Annotated in this window: 12 protein-coding genes and 3 tRNA genes; 9 read left to right on the forward strand and 6 right to left on the reverse strand. The window is 74.1% G+C overall.

Annotation, left to right across the window (positions count from 1 at the left end; all coding sequences use genetic code 11):
* Positions 1-30 precede the first annotated feature (30 nt).
* Positions 31-1,842 (reverse strand): serine/threonine-protein kinase, encoded by a 1,812-nt coding sequence (locus IH54_RS0114140; RefSeq protein ID WP_031516572.1) that lies wholly within the window; start codon positions 1,840-1,842, stop codon positions 31-33.
* 200 nt (positions 1,843-2,042) lie between these two features.
* Between IH54_RS0114140 and IH54_RS0114145 the strand changes: the two genes are divergently transcribed.
* Together IH54_RS0114145 and IH54_RS0114150 are read left to right on the forward strand one after the other, a co-directional pair.
* On the forward strand, positions 2,043-2,741 hold the full coding sequence (locus IH54_RS0114145) for a GntR family transcriptional regulator (protein ID WP_031516574.1): 699 nt from the start codon (positions 2,043-2,045) through the stop codon (positions 2,739-2,741).
* 55 nt (positions 2,742-2,796) lie between these two features.
* On the forward strand, positions 2,797-3,450 hold the full coding sequence (locus IH54_RS0114150; protein WP_031516576.1) for a hypothetical protein: 654 nt from the start codon (positions 2,797-2,799) through the stop codon (positions 3,448-3,450).
* Positions 3,451-3,501: 51 nt separating this feature from the next.
* Here IH54_RS0114150 and IH54_RS0114155 read toward each other — a convergent pair whose 3' ends face one another.
* On the reverse strand, positions 3,502-4,377 hold the full coding sequence (locus IH54_RS0114155) for an SLATT domain-containing protein (RefSeq protein ID WP_420711748.1): 876 nt from the start codon (positions 4,375-4,377) through the stop codon (positions 3,502-3,504).
* Between the two features lie 192 nt (positions 4,378-4,569).
* Between IH54_RS0114155 and purD the strand changes: the two genes are divergently transcribed.
* The 4 genes from purD (at position 4,570) to IH54_RS0114175 (ending at position 11,866) form a co-directional block, all read left to right on the forward strand.
* Positions 4,570-5,838 carry a phosphoribosylamine--glycine ligase gene (purD, locus tag IH54_RS0114160; protein ID WP_031516580.1) on the forward strand — a complete coding sequence of 423 codons (1,269 nt, stop codon included), beginning with the start codon at positions 4,570-4,572 and terminating at the stop codon, positions 5,836-5,838.
* Between the two features lie 931 nt (positions 5,839-6,769).
* The gene (locus IH54_RS0114165; protein ID WP_031516582.1) at positions 6,770-8,398 is read left to right on the forward strand and encodes a hypothetical protein; all 1,629 of its coding nucleotides are present in this window, start codon (positions 6,770-6,772) and stop codon (positions 8,396-8,398) included.
* A gap of 984 nt (positions 8,399-9,382) precedes the next feature.
* Positions 9,383-10,882, forward strand: coding sequence for a N,N-dimethylformamidase beta subunit family domain-containing protein (locus IH54_RS0114170; RefSeq protein WP_031516584.1), 1,500 nt, complete (start codon positions 9,383-9,385; stop codon positions 10,880-10,882).
* Between the two features lie 72 nt (positions 10,883-10,954).
* On the forward strand, positions 10,955-11,866 hold the full coding sequence (locus tag IH54_RS0114175) for a phosphoribosylaminoimidazolesuccinocarboxamide synthase (protein WP_031516585.1): 912 nt from the start codon (positions 10,955-10,957) through the stop codon (positions 11,864-11,866).
* A gap of 52 nt (positions 11,867-11,918) precedes the next feature.
* On the opposite strand, the gene IH54_RS0114180 is transcribed toward IH54_RS0114175, so the two are convergent.
* The 4 genes from IH54_RS0114180 to IH54_RS0114195 form a co-directional block, all read right to left on the reverse strand.
* Positions 11,919-11,994: transfer RNA gene (locus IH54_RS0114180), tRNA-Gly, on the reverse strand.
* A gap of 114 nt (positions 11,995-12,108) precedes the next feature.
* Positions 12,109-12,184: transfer RNA gene (locus IH54_RS0114185), tRNA-Gly, on the reverse strand.
* A 44-nt stretch (positions 12,185-12,228) separates the two neighbouring features.
* Positions 12,229-12,300 (reverse strand) — tRNA-Gly (locus IH54_RS0114190).
* Between the two features lie 141 nt (positions 12,301-12,441).
* Complete coding sequence (locus IH54_RS0114195; protein WP_031516587.1) at positions 12,442-12,759, reverse strand: histone-like nucleoid-structuring protein Lsr2; 318 nt, start codon at positions 12,757-12,759, stop codon at positions 12,442-12,444.
* 423 nt (positions 12,760-13,182) lie between these two features.
* On the opposite strand from IH54_RS0114195, the gene purS reads away from it, so the two are divergent.
* The 3 genes from purS to purL are packed head-to-tail and all read left to right on the forward strand — an operon-like array spanning position 13,183 to position 16,375.
* Positions 13,183-13,428, forward strand: a complete 246-nt coding sequence (gene purS, locus IH54_RS0114200) for a phosphoribosylformylglycinamidine synthase subunit PurS (RefSeq protein ID WP_031516589.1) — start codon at positions 13,183-13,185, stop codon at positions 13,426-13,428.
* A complete protein-coding gene (purQ, locus tag IH54_RS0114205) occupies positions 13,425-14,129 on the forward strand; it encodes a phosphoribosylformylglycinamidine synthase subunit PurQ (RefSeq protein WP_031516591.1) in 705 nt (234 codons plus the stop codon). Before purS ends, purQ begins: the two co-directional genes overlap by 4 nt.
* Entirely contained in the window at positions 14,126-16,375 is a 2,250-nt protein-coding gene (gene purL, locus IH54_RS0114210; RefSeq protein ID WP_031516593.1) for a phosphoribosylformylglycinamidine synthase subunit PurL, read from the forward strand. The genes purQ and purL overlap by 4 nt, the downstream gene beginning before the upstream one ends.
* The last annotated feature ends 156 nt before the right edge of the window (positions 16,376-16,531 follow it).

Consider the following 16,531-nt stretch of genomic DNA (forward strand, 5'->3'; position numbering starts at 1 on the left):
GAGCGGGGCTTACCGCTGCCCGGGGGCGGTCTACTCGTCCGGCTGCTTCTCGTAGACCGGCGGCTGCTTCTCGCCGGCGACGCCGACGCGCCTGAGGTGCGTGGCGTCGACCAGGACGAGGGTCGTGGCGCTGCCGGGGGAGCAGGAGGCGGCGGGCTTGCCGGACACCACCGACGACGGGCTCAGCCGGACCGGCGAGCCCGCGTCCGTCACCCACATCAGCCACTGGCACCGGTAGAGGGTGCGGGTGCCGTCCGTGCGGTCGCCGCTGAGCGTCACCGTGCCGTCCGGGCCGACGACCAGCGTGCGGTCGTCCGTCACGCCCGCCGCGGTGCCGTAGGACGTCTCCCACGTGCCGACCAGCTCCGCGGGCGGCTCGACGGGCGAGGGCGTGGCGTCCTTGCCGTCCTCCGCGGCCGTAGGCGCCGGGGGCTGCGTGCCGGTGGCGTCCGGCGCCGGGTCCTGTGACGCGCTCGGCGTGGCAGTGGGCGACGGCGTGGCAATGTGCGCCGCCGAAGACGTGCCGGCGGGCGGCGTGGCGGTCGCCGGCGGCGAGCCCTGCGAGCCGTGCCCGCTCTGCCGGACCAGGACGTACGCCGTGCCGCCGCCCGCGGCGACCGCGAGCAGCGCCAGGGCGGCCACCAGCGCGCCGCGGCTGCCCCGCCGCCGCACGGGCCCGGGCGGCGGGGCCTGTGCCGTGGTCGGGGCCACGGCGGGCGGTACGGGGGGCTGCGCCGTGGTCGGGGCCACGGCGGGCGGTACGGGGGGCTGCGCCGCCTCCGGCTCCTCCGCGGGCCGCGGGTCCTGCGGCGCCGGCGTCCGCGCCGCACCGGCCCCGCCCGTACGCCCCGCGCCGCCGCTCTCCGTCGTCGTGGCGCCCGGGTCCGCCGCCCCGGACTCCGCCTCGGCCTCCAGCTCCAGCAGCTGGACGGCGTGCCGCCCGAGCTGCGCGACGATCGCGCCCGGCAGCCACGGCTCGGCCCTTCCCACGTCGGCCTCCTGCGCCGCCGCCCCGCCCCGTATGCCGTCGATCAGGTCCAAAACCTCGGTGAGGGAGGGGCGTTCCGCCGGGTCCTTGGTCAGGCAGGCGGCGACCAGGCCGCGCAGGCCCCCCGGGACGGCGTCCAGGTCCGGCGGCTCCTGCACGATGCGGAACATCTGGGCGTGCACCCCGCTGCTCGCCGCCCCGAAGGGCTGCAGCCCGGTCGCCGCGTAGGCCAGGACGGAGCCGAGGCAGAAGACGTCGCAGGCCGGGGTGACGCGGTCGCCGCGCACCTGCTCGGGCGACATGAAGGCGGGGGAGCCCACCATGGCGCCGGTGTGGGTGATCGAGCCGCTGCCGTCGGCGACGGTCTCCAGGGCGCGGGCGATGCCGAAGTCGATGACCCGGGGGCCGTCGATCGTGATCATCACGTTGGAGGGCTTGAGGTCGCGGTGCACCAGACCCGCGGTGTGGATGTCGGTCAGCGCGTGCGCGAGCCCCGCGGCCAGGACCGCGACCGAGCGCTCCGGCAGCGGCCCGTAGTCCTTGACGACCTGCTGGAGCGAGGGACCCGGCACATAGCCGGTGGCCACCCAGGGGATCTCCGCCTCGGTGTCCGCGTCCAGCACCGGCGCGGTCCACTTGCCGCCGACCCGCAGCGCCGCGCGCACCTCGCGGCGGAATCGGCCGCGGAATTCCTCCTGCGCGGCCAGTTCCGCGCGCACGAGCTTCACCGCGACCGTGCGGCCGCGCTCCGAGCGCGCGAGGAAGACCCGGCCCATGCCGCCGGTGCCCAGCCTGCCGAGCAGCCGGTAGGCCCCGATCCGCTGCGGATCCTCCGCTCTGAGCTGCTCGAGCATGCGTACTCCCCCGTCCCCGCGCCCGTGACGGGCGCGCCGCCCCCTGCCAGAGCGAAGAATATGCGTACGAAACTTCGTACGGAGGTCCGGAGGCCGGGCGCACCACCCCCGGACCTCGCCTATCGTGTCCGGCGGCGGGATTCCACCCTCCCCGCCGCGAAACGGAACGAGCACGGCGCGCGGCCAGTGAGGAGGCGGGGATGCCGGAGACCGGCGGCCCGGCCGCACCGGTACGGCGCAGCAGCCTGCGCCAGCAGATCGCCGACGCCCTGCGCGACGAGGTCCTCACCGGCCGCCTGCAGGCCGGGCGGCACTTCACCGTCAAGGAGATCGCCGAGCTGTACGGGGTCTCCGCGACCCCGGTGCGCGAGGCGCTCGTCGACCTGGCCGCGCAGGGCCTGCTCGACGTCGAGCAGCACCGCGGCTTCCAGGTGCGGCAGTTCAGCGCCGCCGACTTCCGCTCCCTCACCGAGGCCCACGCCTTCGTCGTCGAGGCCTTCTTCCGCGAACTGGCCGGCCAGGGCCGCGGCATGGGCCAGGTCCCCGCCGACGTCCTGGCCTCCGTACGCCGCCGCGCCGAGGCCGCCGCGCACGCCGCCCGGGCCGGCAGCCTCGACGTCCTGGTGGGCTGCGACCTGCGCTTCTGGCGCGAGCTGTCCGCGATCCGCGGCAACCCGCACATCTGCGACTTCCTCGACCGCATCCGCACCCAGACGTGGATCTACGCCGTCCCCCACCTGCGCGCCCTGGCCGACCCCTCGGGCGTCTGCTGGTCCGGCCACGTCGCGCTCGTCGACGCCGTAGCCGAGGGCGACACCGCCGCCGCCCACGCCCTCACCGCCGAGTCCACCGCCCACACCCGCGCCCTGCTCGAAAAGCTGGCCCCCGCACGCTCCTGACGCGACCGGCGCGGGCGACTTAGGCTGTACGCCCCCGACCGGATGGAGTTCGTACGTGGCCTGCGACCTGTGGCTGGTGCCGCTGGTGGACGTCCTCTGCCACAGCCCGGAAAACCCCTTCTCCGAGGAACTCGCCCGCTACGACAAGGCGCTCGGCGACGCCGGGCAGCCGCCCGTACCCGTCTACGCCTACATGCCCGGACTGTCCGGGGACGTCGCCCCCATCGCCTGCTTCGACTACGACGCCCTGCACTTCCTGCGCCGCGCCTACCTGCTGAGCCTGCAAGGCCTCGAAGTCTCGCCCGTCGACGAACTCGGCGGGGACTACGAGCAGCTGCTGGAGATGTTCGAAAGCACCGCGCAGGCCTCCCACCTGGTGTGGCACTACGACCACGCGGGCGCGTACGTGCCGCTGGACTTCCCGCACCCGGTCGTCAACGACGAGCTGCTGGAGAGCGGCGGCCCGCTGGGCTCCAGCCACGGGCTGCTGCGCGAGCTGGAGTTCGTCGCGCCCGCCATCGGCATCGATCCCGCCAACCCGCCGCAGGCCCCGGCTCCGCCCGACCGCCACACCACCCTCGAAGAGCCCGCCCTCCCCGCCACGGACCCGCCGGCCGGCCCCTTCGCGCGCGAGCACCACGTCTGGCGCGGCCTGCACGCTGCGGCGACGCGCTCGCTGGGCCAGGGCTCGATGATCGTCTTCAGCTGAGCGGTTGGTCGTACCGGCTCGGCAATATGCCGGGCCGGTACGGCCGTGCGGCTAGGGGCGCGGATTTTCCGGGGGTCGCTGGCGCGGCATGTTCGGGCGGGCGCTCGGGTGGGGGACGCGCGGGGGCGGCGGAGGCTCGGTACGGGCCGGGGTCCACGCGGGGAACTGCATACGCAGCGGCGTCCCGGCCGAGCCGGGGCCGAAGTCCACCATCCAGTCCGCCGTCTCCATGCGGACCAGGTCCGCGACGTCGTCGCAGAAGCGCCGCAGGATCGCCAGGCAGCGCTCGGCGGCCTCCCCCGCGGTGCCCTCCGCCGGGCCCAGCACCTCCCGCACGTTCTCCGACGCCCAGTCGAAGCGCAGCTGCTCAAGACGCCGCTCCACACCCTGCGCGGTGCCCACGTCCCGCATCCAACCCGCCGTCAGCCCGAGCACGCGGTCCGCGGCCACGCACACCGTGGCCAGCAGCAGCGCCAGATAGCCCCACGCCACCGGAGAGCCGCCCGCACCCGCAAGCTCCGCGAGCGGCAGCGCGGCGCCCACCGCCGCGAACGCCGCCGCTCCGCAGCGCAGCGTGCGCGCCCCGCGGCGCTTCCACACCCGATCCCGCAGATACCAGTCCGCGGTGCGCAGCGCCCCGCACTCCGCCCACCGGTACAGCTCGTCCAGCCGCTGCGCGGGCTCGCCCCAGTCGCCGTGCGGGAAGGGCAGCGCCCGCAGATCCGCCCGCCCCGCCCGCCCGGGGCCGGCCGACGGCCCGTACGGCGCGCCGTCCGCCGCGTCGTACGACTCCTCGTGCCGCTGGTCGCACGGCTCCTCGGACGGCCGGTCCTGCTGTCGGCCGTGCTGCTCGTGCCGGGGGTGCAGCGCCCGCCGCTCAGGCTCCTCCCGAGGGGATTCCTCGGGAAAACTGTCCTGCTGGCCCACCGCACGCTCCCTCGCTCCGCTCCGTGACCTGAAGTGACGAAGTTCTCTTCTTAGCGCCCCACCGCGGGGCCCGGCGGGGGTGATCCGGGCTTTCCGCCCGCACCGGCCGCGTGATCAGGTGTGGGACACGGACGGCGGTCGCCCGAAAGAGTGAGGTCGGCGGTGCCGGTGCGGGCCACTACCCTGGTGCGCGTGAAGGTCCTTGTCATCGGCGGCGGCGCCCGCGAACACGCCCTGTGCCGTTCCCTGTCCCTCGACCCCGACGTGACGTCGCTGCACTGCGCCCCCGGCAACGCGGGCATCGCGGACGTGGCGGAGCTGCACCCGGTCGACGTCCTCGACGGCGCCGCCGTCGCCGCACTCGCCGTGAACCTCGGCGCCGACTTCGTCGTCGTCGGCCCCGAGGCGCCGCTCGTCGCCGGTGTCGCCGACGCGGTCCGCGCCCGCGGCATCGACTGCTTCGGCCCCTCCGGGGACGCCGCGCAGCTCGAAGGGTCCAAGGCCTTCGCCAAGGACGTCATGGCCGCGGCCGGCGTGCCCACCGCGCGCTCGTACGTCTGCGCCACCGCCGAGGAGATCGACCGGGCGCTCGACGCGTTCGGCGCGCCCTACGTCGTCAAGGACGACGGGCTCGCCGCCGGCAAGGGCGTCGTCGTCACCGACGACGCCACCGCCGCGCGCGAGCACGCGCTCGCCTGCGTGGCCGCGCCCTCCGGGCGGGTCGTCATCGAGGAATACCTCGACGGTCCCGAGGTCTCGCTCTTCGCCGTCACCGACGGCCACACCGTCGTCCCCCTCCAGCCCGCGCAGGACTTCAAGCGCGCCCTCGACGGCGACGAAGGCCCCAACACCGGCGGCATGGGCGCCTACTCGCCGCTGCCGTGGGCCGACCCCAAGCTCGTCGACGAGGTCGAGCGGACCGTCCTCCAGCCGACCGTCGACGAGATGCGCCGCCGCGGCACGCCCTTCGCCGGCCTCCTCTACGCGGGCCTCGCGATCACCTCCCGCGGGGTGCGGGTCATCGAGTTCAACGCGCGCTTCGGCGACCCCGAGACACAGGTCGTCCTCGCCCGCCTCCGCAGCCCCCTCGCCGGACTCCTCCGCGCCGCCGCCACCGGCCAGCTCGCCGCGTACCCCGCACTCCGCTGGAGCGACGACGCGGCCGTGACCGTCGTCGTCGCCTCCCACAACTACCCCGGCACGCCCCGCACCGGCGACCCCATCACCGGCCTCGCCGAGGCCACGAGCGACTCCGCGTACGTCCTGCACGCCGGGACCCGCCTCGACGAGGCCGGCCGCGTCGTCAGCGCGGGCGGCCGCGTCCTCTCGGTGACCGCGACCGGCACCGACCTCGCCGCCGCGCGCACCGCCGCGTACGCGGCTCTCGCCGCGATCCGTCTCGACGGCGCCCACCACCGCTCCGACATCGCCGCGACCGCCGCGGGTCGCTCCGCGGGCTGAGCCCTGGGGGGTGCCGCTTGCGGCGGGGCTGCGGCTTTCCCACCGCGGGTCGCTCCGCGGGCTGGGGGCTTGGGGTGCTGCTTGCGGCTTCCCGCCGCGGGGGGTGCCCGCGCCTGCGGCGCGGGGTTGTTTCCCACCCCCACCACCCGTGCGGGTGGGACGTCGGCTTTCTGTCCGCCTGCGGGGGTGACCCGCTGTCGGGGGCTGCCCGCCGTGCGCGGCTGCCGTCCCAGCGGCGGTGGCCCCGTGCGGGTGGGGCGTCGGCTTTCTGTCCACCTGTGGGGGTGACCTGCCGTCGGGGGCTGCCCGCTGTGCGCGGCTGGCGCCCCAGCGGCGGTGGCCCCGTGCGGGTGGGACGTCGGCATTCTGTCCACCTGCGGGGTGAGCGCTGTCAGGGGCTGATCCGCGGTCCCTCGCACGCTCACCCCCACCGGCGGGCAGCCGCCGACGAGACGCCGGGAGGGGGACGATCCGGGGGTGCCCCCGCAGGAATGCGCTTGCCAGTCCGGCACCGGACACGGGTGAGGGTGAACGCGCATTCCGAGGAGGTACCCCCGGAGTGGCCCCCGACCCCACCCCCGCACGGAGTGCGCGATGCCCCGCCGGGCAACACCAGGGGGCTGCGTGGGGGCACCCCCAGGCGGAGCCCTGGGGGAGAACGGCGCGACCAGCCCCCACGGCGGGAAGATCGCGCAGCTAACCGCAAGCCCCGCTTCGGAGCGAAGAAAGTTCGGGGGAAGCCACTCCAAGGAGTGATGGGTCGGCCGTATGGCTGACCCGCTCCGGAGGGGCGAACTAGGGTGCCGCGGAGGCGCACCGCAGGACATTGCGGCAAACAGCGGTACGGCCATTGCGATGTCGGTGGGCGGTGCGACAGTGGGGGGAGGCCGTCACCGGGGCGGTCGCCGACGCGCAGGGGGTGAGCCGCCCGATGGCCGGAGAAGCAGGCGAGGCATTCGCGCGGGCCCGCGCCCTCGCGGTCCTGCGGGTGCGCGGCGCCGCGCTCACCGCGGCCCTGCTCCCCGCAGCCGCCGCCGTGCTGCTGCACGCCGCCGCGGCGACGGGCCGCCTCACCGGCGACGGGTGGGAGGCCGCCCGCTGGGGCGTGACGGGCGCCGCGCTCGCCGTGCTGGCGGTGTCCGCGGCCGTGGCCGCGGTGATCGCCCGGGCGAGGCCCGCCGTGAGCCCGGCCGTCCCCGTTCCGGAGGCCGCCGCTCCGGACCTGCACCGTATGGTCGCCGACCTGGCGGAGACGCTCCAGGTGCCGGCCCCGTCCGGCATAGAGCTGACGCCGGACTGCGACAGTTGGCTGGAGGATCGCAGGCCCGTCCCCGGCGCGGTGGAGCGGCGCCCCGCTCCCGTGCTGGTGATCGGCTCGCCGTTCCTGTGGTGGATGCGGGTCGCCGAGCTGCGCGCGCTGCTCGCGCCGGTGGTCGCGGGCACGGGCGCGGCGGCCGACCCGGAGATATTCGCCGCCCGGCGCTTCGTCCGCGGCCTGGACGCTGCCCTCGCGGTCGCCACGCAGGGCCGCCGCGAGCGGTCGGTGCTGCTGCGGCCCGCGTACGGCGTGCTCGGCTGGTCCGCGCGGCTGCTGCTGCGCGGGTGCCGCGCGCACGTCGCGGAGATGGAGCGCGGGGTGGCCGCGGGCGCGTCCGAGCGGGCGCAGGCCGTGGACTACGGCCTGCGGATCGTCGCCCAGGAGCAGGTCGGGCTCGCGTACGCGGGCTGGGACCGGCTGCTGACCCGGGTCGCGCTGCCCGCGTGGCGGATGGGCCGCTGGCCCTCCCGGCTGGACGCCGGGGTGGTCGCCGCCCTCACCGACCTCTCCCGCCGGGACCGGCTCGCCGACGGCTTCGAGAGCAGGCTCGGCGAGCGGCCCGCGTGCGATCTGCTGGAGGAGCCCGGCGTGGTGGACGAGGCGGTGTCGCTCCTCGCGGCCCGGCTCTTCCACGGCGGCGCGCGGTGCGCAGGCCCCGACTGGGCGCCGGTGAGCTGGGCGCGGTACCCCGACGAGGTCGTCGACCGCATCTGGCGGGCGGAGGCTGCGCGGCTGATACGGGTGCTGGACGAGGTGCGGCCGGGGCGGAGGGCGGCGCCCGCCGCCGCGCCGGAGTACGGGCCTTCGGCCCGGGGGCGCGGGGTGCTCCTCGATGCGGAGCCGGGCAATGCGACGCTGGCCCGCGTGATCGACCGGCTCGCCGCCGGGGGCAGTGAGGAGCTGGCCGCGCGGATCGGGGCGCTCGTGGCCGCGGACGAGCGGCCCGCGGAGCCCGCCGGTCCCGGGGCCGCGGCCGTGTACGAGCTGATGCCGCCGCGGACGGGGCGGGAGCTCTTGACGGAGCACGTCACGGCGATCGTGTGCTGTGCCGCGGTGGATACGGCGGGGGCCGGGGCGGGGCTGGACTGGCTCGACGGGCCGGCGCTCGTGGTCGACGGGGCTCGCCGGGGCGATCTGGGGTGGCCGGTTCTTCGCCTCGTGGAGAACGGTGACGCCGCCCCCCTCCGGGCGTGGCTCTCGGCGCTTGGGGTTCGGCCGGAGGAGTCTTTGCGTCTGACGTGACGCTCCGGGGTGGGGCTTGCGGTTGTTTTCGCGACCTTCCCTTGGTGGGGGTTGTTCGCGCCGTTCTCCCCCAGGGCTCCGCCTGGGAGGTGCCCCCACGCGCCCCTGGTGTCACCCGGCGGGGCATCGCGCTGTCCGTGCGGTGGGTGGGGTCGGGTGCCACTCCGGGGGTACCTCCTCGGAATGCGCGTCTGACGTCATGACGTGTCCGGTGCCGGACGGGGTGCGCATTCCTGCGGGGGCTGCGCAGAGAGCTGACGTCCCACCCGCACGGCCCCCTCGCCGCTGCGACGGCAGCGCGCACGGCAGGTCAGCCCCCGACGGCGGGTCACCCCCGCAGGTGCGCAGAGAGCTGACGTCCCACCCGCACGGCCCCCTCGCCGCTGCGACGGCAGCCGCGCACAGCGGGCAGCCCCTGACAGCGCTCACCCCGCAGGTGCGCAGAGAGCTGACGTCCCACCCGCACGGCCCCCTCGCCGCTGCGACGGCAGCCGCGCACAGCGGGCAGCCCCCGACGGCGGGTCACCCCCCAGGCGGACAGAATGCCGACGCCCCACCCGTACGGGCCCTCGCCGCTGGGGCGCCAGCCGCGCACGGCGGGCAGCCCCCGACGGCGCTCACCCCCACAGGTGCGCAGAAAACTGACGTCCCACCCCCGCACCGCAGGCGCGGGCACCCCCCGCGGCGGGAAAGTCGCCGATGTACGGCAAGGGGGTGCGGGGAGGTGCGCGGTCAGCCCCCGCCGGGGGCAAGTGCGCTGAGCCCCCGCCGGGAGAAGGCCGCGGTCCTACCGCGTGAGGCACGACGAGTGCGTACCCCGGAGAGCGAAATTCAGCACGAAACGTGACCGCAGCACCGCATTCTGTGATGTGCTGGTCAGAGCACACCGCACCATTGCCCCAGCCTCCGCATGGGGTGGGGAGCGCGGGGAGGACGGGATGCCCGGCGGAGGAGAGGGCGACCGGCGGGGACGGAGGGTCGGGTATGGGGGCGGATCGGATCAGGCGGTGGGAGTCGGGGGCGCTGGCGCACGGGGTGTCGGACCCCTTCGGGCAGGGGCCGCTGCCGTGGTTGCGCGGGGAGTCGGAGTACGCGGACGGTGGGGAGGGCGGCGAGCCGTCGGTGCCGTGGTACGTGGATCTGGCCGCGAGCAGCGGGGAGGCGCCGCGGCGGCCGCATCTGCCGGGGCCGCGGATGGCGGACGACGTGCGGCGGCAGATCAAGGGCTTCGCGTCGCCGGGGGGAGTGGCGCCGGGCGGGGCGATCGACTTCCGGATCACGGTGGATCCGCCGCAGGAGTTCACCGTGGACGTCTACCGGATCGGCCACTACGGCGGTGACGGCGCCGCGCTGGTGAGCGCGAGCCCGCGGCTGTCGGGGATCGTGCAGCCCGCGCCGCTCGCGGCGGGGCGGACGGTGTCGTGCCACCACTGGTGGCAGTCGTGGCGGCTGCAGGTCCCGCCGAGCTGGCGGACGGGCGCGTATGTCGCCGTCCTCACGACCGCGGACGGCTATCGCAGCCATGTGCCGTTCACGGTGCGGGATCCCGCGGCCGCCGCGGATCTGCTGCTGCTGCTCCCGGACGTGACGTGGCAGGCGTACAACCTGTATCCGGAGGACGGCCGGACGGGCGCGAGCCTCTACCACGCGTGGGACGGCGAGGGCCGGCTGCTGGGGGAGGCGGACGCGGCCGGGACGGTGTCCTTCGACCGCCCCTACGCCGGTGCGGGCCTGCCGCTGCACATCGGGCACGCCTACGACTTCGTGCGCTTCGCGGAGCGGCACGGCTACGACCTGGCGTACGCGGACGCCCGCGACCTGCACGCCGGCCGGGTGGACCCGGCGCTCTACCGGGGGCTGGTCTTCCCGGGGCACGACGAGTACTGGTCGGCGCCGATGCGGCGGGCCGTCGAGCGCGCGCGGGACATGGGCACGTCGCTGGTCTTCCTGTCGGCGAACACCATGTACTGGCAGGTGGAGCTGTCCGCGTCGGCGTCCGGCGAGCCGGACCGGCTGCTGAGCTGCCGCAAGCACCGCGGGGAGGGGCGCGGCGGCAAGGTCAGCCTGTGGCGGGAGCTGGGCGAGCCGGAGCAGCTGGTGCTCGGGGTGCAGTACGCGGGCCGGGTGCCGCAGCCGTCGCCGCTGGTGGTGCGGAACGCCTCGCACTGGCTGTGGGAGGCGACCGGCGCGGGCGAGGGCGACGCGATCGAGGGCCTCGTCGCGGGCGAGGCGGACCGTTACTTCCCGCGCACCGCACTGCCGGAGTCGACCGAGCGCATCCTCCTCGCGCACTCCCCGTACGAGTCGGCGGACGGGCGGCGGCAGCACCAGGAGACGTCCCTCTACCGGGCGCCCAGCGGCGCGTACGTCTTCGCGTCGGGCACCTTCGCGTGGTCGCCGGCGCTGGACCGGCCGGGCCATGTGGACGCGCGCGTCCAGCGCGCGACGGCCAATCTGCTGGACCGTATCTGCAAGCGGGAGTGACACCCGGCGTGCCGCGTCCTTCCAGGTAGGCGAGAATCGGGGGCTGAACCACCTATTTGGGGAGGACGACCGATGCCCGGATTCGTCGACAAGCCGGAGCCCGTGCAGGTGCCCGGACTGGTCCATCTGCACACCGGGAAGGTGCGCGAGCTGTACCGGGACGCCGACGGGAATCTGGTGATGGTCGCCAGCGACCGCACCTCGGCGTACGACTGGGTGCTGCCCACCGACATCCCGGACAAGGGGCGGGTGCTGACCCAGCTGTCCCTGTGGTGGTTCGACCAGCTCGCCGACCTGGTGCCCAACCATGTGATCTCCACCGACCTGCCCGCGGGCGCGCCCGCGGAGTGGGAGGGGCGGACGATGGTGTGCCGCGCGCTGGACATGGTGCCGGTCGAGGCGGTCGCCCGCGGGTATCTGACGGGGTCGGGTCTGCGCGAGTACGCCGAGCACCGCACGGTGTGCGGACTGGCCCTGCCCGAGGGCCTGGTGGACGGCTCGGAGCTGCCCGCGCCGATCTTCACCCCGGCGACCAAGGCCGAGGTCGGCGAGCACGACGAGAACGTGTCGTACGAGGAGGTCGCCCGCCAGGTCGGTGCCGAGACGGCGGCCCGGATGCGGCAGACCACCCTCGCGGTCTACGGCCGCGCGCGCGACATCGCCAGGGAGCGCGGACTGATCCTGGCCGACACGAAGTTCGAGTTCGGGTACGCGGCGGGCGCGGACGACCACGACCTCGTCATCGCCGACGAGGTCCTGACCCCGGACTCCTCCCGCTACTGGCCGGCCGACCTGTGGGAGCCGGGCCACCCGCAGCCGTCCTTCGACAAGCAGTTCATCCGCGACTGGCTGACCTCGCCCGCGTCCGGCTGGGACCACACGGGCCACACCCCGCCGCCGCAGCTCCCGGCCGAGGTGGTCGAGCAGTCCCGGGCCCGTTACGTCGAGGCGTACGAGCGGCTGACCGGCACCCCCTGGACGTAGCAGCAGGGCATGCAGAAGGCCCCGGTCGTGGTGACCGGGGCCTTCGCTTCACTGGAGCGGACGACGAGATTCGAACTCGCGACCCTCACCTTGGCAAGGTGATGCTCTACCAACTGAGCCACGTCCGCAGGTCGTGCAGATACTGTACCCGATCGGTCCAGCGGACCGGAAACGCCTTTCCGCCGGACCCCGGGCGGGCATGCAGAAGGCCCCGGTCATGGTGACCGGGGCCTTCGCCTGACTGGAGCGGACGACGAGATTCGAACTCGCGACCCTCACCTTGGCAAGGTGATGCTCTACCAACTGAGCCACGTCCGCAGGTCGTGCAGATCACTCTACCCGATGGCCCGGTAGGCGATCCGAGCGGGCGACAGGAATTGCACACTGCCCCTCCCCCCTGGAAGGGGGGCGCTCTACTGCTGAGCTACACCCGCATGATGTCCGCTGACCTGGGCTTTTCCGGCCCCGCCCTCGGCGTGATCTACACACTAGCGGAAGGGTGGGGGTGGATGTCCAATCAGTGGTGCCCGGCCGCGTCGCCGCCGCGGGCCGGGCACCCCGATCCCGGCGGAGCCTCAGCTCGCTTTGCTGAACGCCTCGTAGACCTTCTTCGGGATGCGCCCGCGCGCCGGCACCTCGAAACCGTTCGACTGCGCCCAGGCCCGGACGGTGGCCGGGGTGGGCGCGATCGGCGTGCGCTTGTAGGCGCGGCCGGAGAGCGTGCGGCGGCGGCCGGCCTCCACGTACGGGGCGAGGTCGGTGCGCAGTTTGTCGGCGTTCGCCGCCGAAAGGTCGATCTCGTACCACTGCCCGTCGACGCCGAATGCGATCGTTTCCGCGGCCTCGCCTCCGTCGAGATCGTCGGCGAGGGTGACCAGTACGCGTTGCGCCATAGGAATCGGTCCTTTCGTGCGGCGTCGGCGTGCGGCAACGGGTCCGCGCCGCTGGGGCCTTGGGCGGTCCGCGCGGCGGCGGGCCGCGGACCGGCCCCGCCGGTGCGGGCACACCGACGCGCAGGGTGTCGACAAATGTGCATTCGGGGCGGTGCTGTGCGGTGTCACGGAATGGGCGGTGCTGGGACGGCAGATGTTACTGATAATTCCCGGCCCTGTGTCATCCCAAGCCTGTTCGTCATCGGGACCCTATGTTTTTCCGCCGGGTTTCCCCAGGCATTTCGGCAGCCGATACATAAACGTGATGCATGATCAGCGGCTCATCCGAAGGCAGCGGAGCGGCAACCCTCATATCTACTCGCGTAGAATTTCTCACCGGGTACGCTGGGGGACACCTCACGTACCACACCACCGGGAGTGCCAGTGGCACGCGTCGTAGTCGACGTCATGCTCAAGCCGGAGATCCTCGACCCGCAGGGCCAGGCTGTGCAGCGCGCGCTGCCCAGGCTCGGCTTCGCCGGGATCTCCGACGTCCGTCAGGGAAAGCGCTTTGAACTCGAGGTGGAGGGGCCGGTCGACGACGCCGCGCTCGCCCGCATTCGGGAGATGGCGGAAACCTTTCTCGCCAACACCGTGATCGAGGACTTCGACGTAAAGGTCGAGTCGTGACTGCCCGCATTGGTGTCGTCACATTCCCCGGCACGCTCGACGACCGCGACACCCAGCGCGCGGTCACCCTCGCGGGCGCCGAAGCCGTACCGCTGTGGCACCGCGACAAGGATGTCGGGCAGGTCGACGCGGTCGTTCTGCCGGGCGGCTTCTCCTACGGCGACTATCTGCGGGCCGGCGCGATCTCCCGCTTCTCGCCGGTGATGGCGACGGTTATCGAACAGGCGCACGCGGGAATGCCGGTGCTTGGCATCTGCAACGGATTCCAGGTGCTGTGCGAGGCGCACCTGCTGCCGGGCGCGATGCTCCGCAACACCGGGCTGCACTTCGTGTGCCGCGACCAGAAGCTGCGCGTCGAGACCTCCGCGACCGCCTGGACGGCCGATTACGCCGCCGGCGAGGAGATCTCCATCCCGCTCAAGAACATCGACGGCCGCTACACCGCCGACGAGCGCACCCTCGACGAGCTGGAGGCCGAGGGCCGGGTGGTCTTCCGCTACCTGGCCGACGGCGAAGCCGCCGAGGGATACGGCAACCCGAACGGCTCGCTGCGGGACATCGCCGGCATCAGCAACGCCGCCGGGAACGTCGTCGGCCTCATGCCGCACCCCGAGCACGCCGTGGAGCCGCTCATCGGCACCGGGCGCACCGACGGGCTGGCGTTCTTCACCTCGGTCATCAAGAAGTTGGTCAGCGCATGAGCCTCGACACCGTCAAGCACGCGGCTGAGACGCCGGACGCGGCGCAGCCCTGGAAGGAGCTCGGCCTCAAGGAGGACGAGTACGAGCGCATCCGGGAGATCCTGGACCGCCGCCCGACCGGCGCCGAGCTGGCCATGTACTCGGTCATGTGGTCCGAGCACTGCTCGTACAAGTCGAGCAAGGTGCACCTGAAGCAGTTCGGCGAGAAGGCCCCGCAGACGGACGCGCTGCTCGTCGGCATCGGCGAGAACGCCGGTGTGGTGGACGTCGGGCAGGGCTACGCCGTGACGTTCAAGATCGAGTCGCACAACCACCCGTCGTACATCGAGCCCTACCAGGGCGCGGCCACCGGCGTCGGCGGCATCGTCCGCGACATCCTCGCGATGGGCGCGCGGCCGGTCGCCGTCATGGACCCGCTGCGCTTCGGCGCCGCCGACCACCCCGACACCAAGCGCGTGCTCCCGGGCGTCGTCGCGGGCGTCGGCGGCTACGGCAACTGCCTGGGCCTGCCCAACATCGGCGGCGAGGTCGTCTTCGACCCCTGCTACCAGGGCAACCCGCTGGTCAACGCGCTGTGCGTGGGCGTCATGAAGCACGAGGACATCCACCTGGCCAAGGCGTCCGGCGCCGGCAACAAGGTGATCCTGTACGGCGCCCGGACCGGCGGCGACGGCATCGGCGGCGTGTCCGTGCTGGCCAGTGAGACCTTCGACGCCACCGGCCCCTCCCGGCGCCCCGCCGTCCAGGTCGGCGACCCCTTCCAGGAGAAGCTGCTCATCGAGTGCACCCTGAAGCTCTTCGCGGAGAAGCTGGTCACGGGCATCCAGGACCTCGGCGGCGCGGGCCTGTCCTGCGCGACCTCCGAACTGGCCTCGGCCGGCTCCGGCGGGATGCGCGTCGAGCTGGACACCGTGCCGCTGCGCGACGCGACGCTCTCGCCGGAGGAGATCCTCATGAGCGAGTCGCAGGAGCGCATGTGCGCGATCGTCGAGCCGGACAAGGTCGACCGCTTCCTGGAGATCTGCGAGAAGTGGGACGTCATCGCGACCGTCATCGGTGAGGTGACGGAGGGCACGCGGCTGGAGATCTTCTGGCACGGCGAGCAGATCGTGGACGTCCCCCCGCGGTCGGTCGCGCACGAGGGCCCGACGTACCACCGCCCGTACGCCCGCCCCGACTGGCAGGACGCGCTCCAGGCCGACAGCGCCGACAAGCTGGCGCGGCCGGCGGACGGCGACGAGCTGCGCGCACAGGTGCTGCGGGTCGTGTCCTCGCCCAACCAGGCGTCCAAGGCGTGGGTCACCGACCAGTACGACCGCTTCGTGCAGGGCAACACGGTGCTGGCGCAGCCGGAGGACTCCGGCGTCGTCCGCATCGACCCCGGGACCAACCTCGGTGTCGCCCTCGCCACCGACGGCAACGGCCGCTTCGCGAAGCTCGACCCGTACACGGGCGCGCAGCTCGCGCTCGCGGAGGCGTACCGCAACGTGGCCGCGACCGGTGCGAAGCCGCTCGCCGTCTCGGACTGCCTCAACTTCGGCTCGCCCGAGGACCCGGCGGTCATGTGGCAGTTCGCCGAGGCCACCCGCGGTCTCGCGGACGGCTGCCTGGCGCTCGGCACGCCGGTGACCGGTGGCAACGTCTCCCTCTACAACCAGACCGGGGACGCTGCGATCCACCCGACGCCGGTCGTCGCCGTGCTCGGCGTGATCGACGACGTCACGCGCCGCACGCCCATGGCGTTCGCGGAGCAGGGGCAGCTCCTGCTGCTGCTCGGCGACACCCGTCCGGAGTTCGGCGGCTCGGCGTGGTCGCAGGTCGTCCACGACCACCTCGGCGGGCTGCCGCCCGTGGTGGACCTGGAGCGCGAGCGGCTGCTCGCCGAGATCCTGATCTCCGGCTCGCGGGACGGCATGATCGACGCCGCCCACGACCTGTCGGACGGCGGCCTCGTCCAGGCCGTCACCGAGTCCTGCCTGCGCGGCGGCCACGGTGCCCGGCTCGTCGTGCCGGACGGCCTGGACGCCTTCACCTTCCTCTTCTCCGAGTCCGCGGGCCGCGCGGTCGTCGCCGTCCCGCGCTCGGAGGAGCTGCGCTTCACCGACATGTGCGGCGCGCGCGGCCTGCCCGTGGCGCGTATCGGCGTCGTCGACGGCGACGCGGTCGAGGTGCAGGGCGAGTTCGCGATCCCGCTGGCCGAGCTGCGGGCCGGGTACGAGGGGACGATCCCCGGCCTGCTCGCCTGAGCCTGCGCACGTCACGCGGCGGTGTGCCCCTCACGGGGGTGCGCCGCCGCGTTTCGTACGCCCCCGGTCCCCCGGGAGGGTTCGGCGCTGCCCGCCGTCCGGGTGGCGGGCGGCCTGCCTGCGACGATCCGGCTCTCTCAGGGACAAGTCTCTGCT

The sequence above is a fragment of the Streptomyces sp. NRRL F-5123 genome, from assembly GCF_000721495.1.
GTDB lineage: Bacteria > Actinomycetota > Actinomycetes > Streptomycetales > Streptomycetaceae > Actinacidiphila.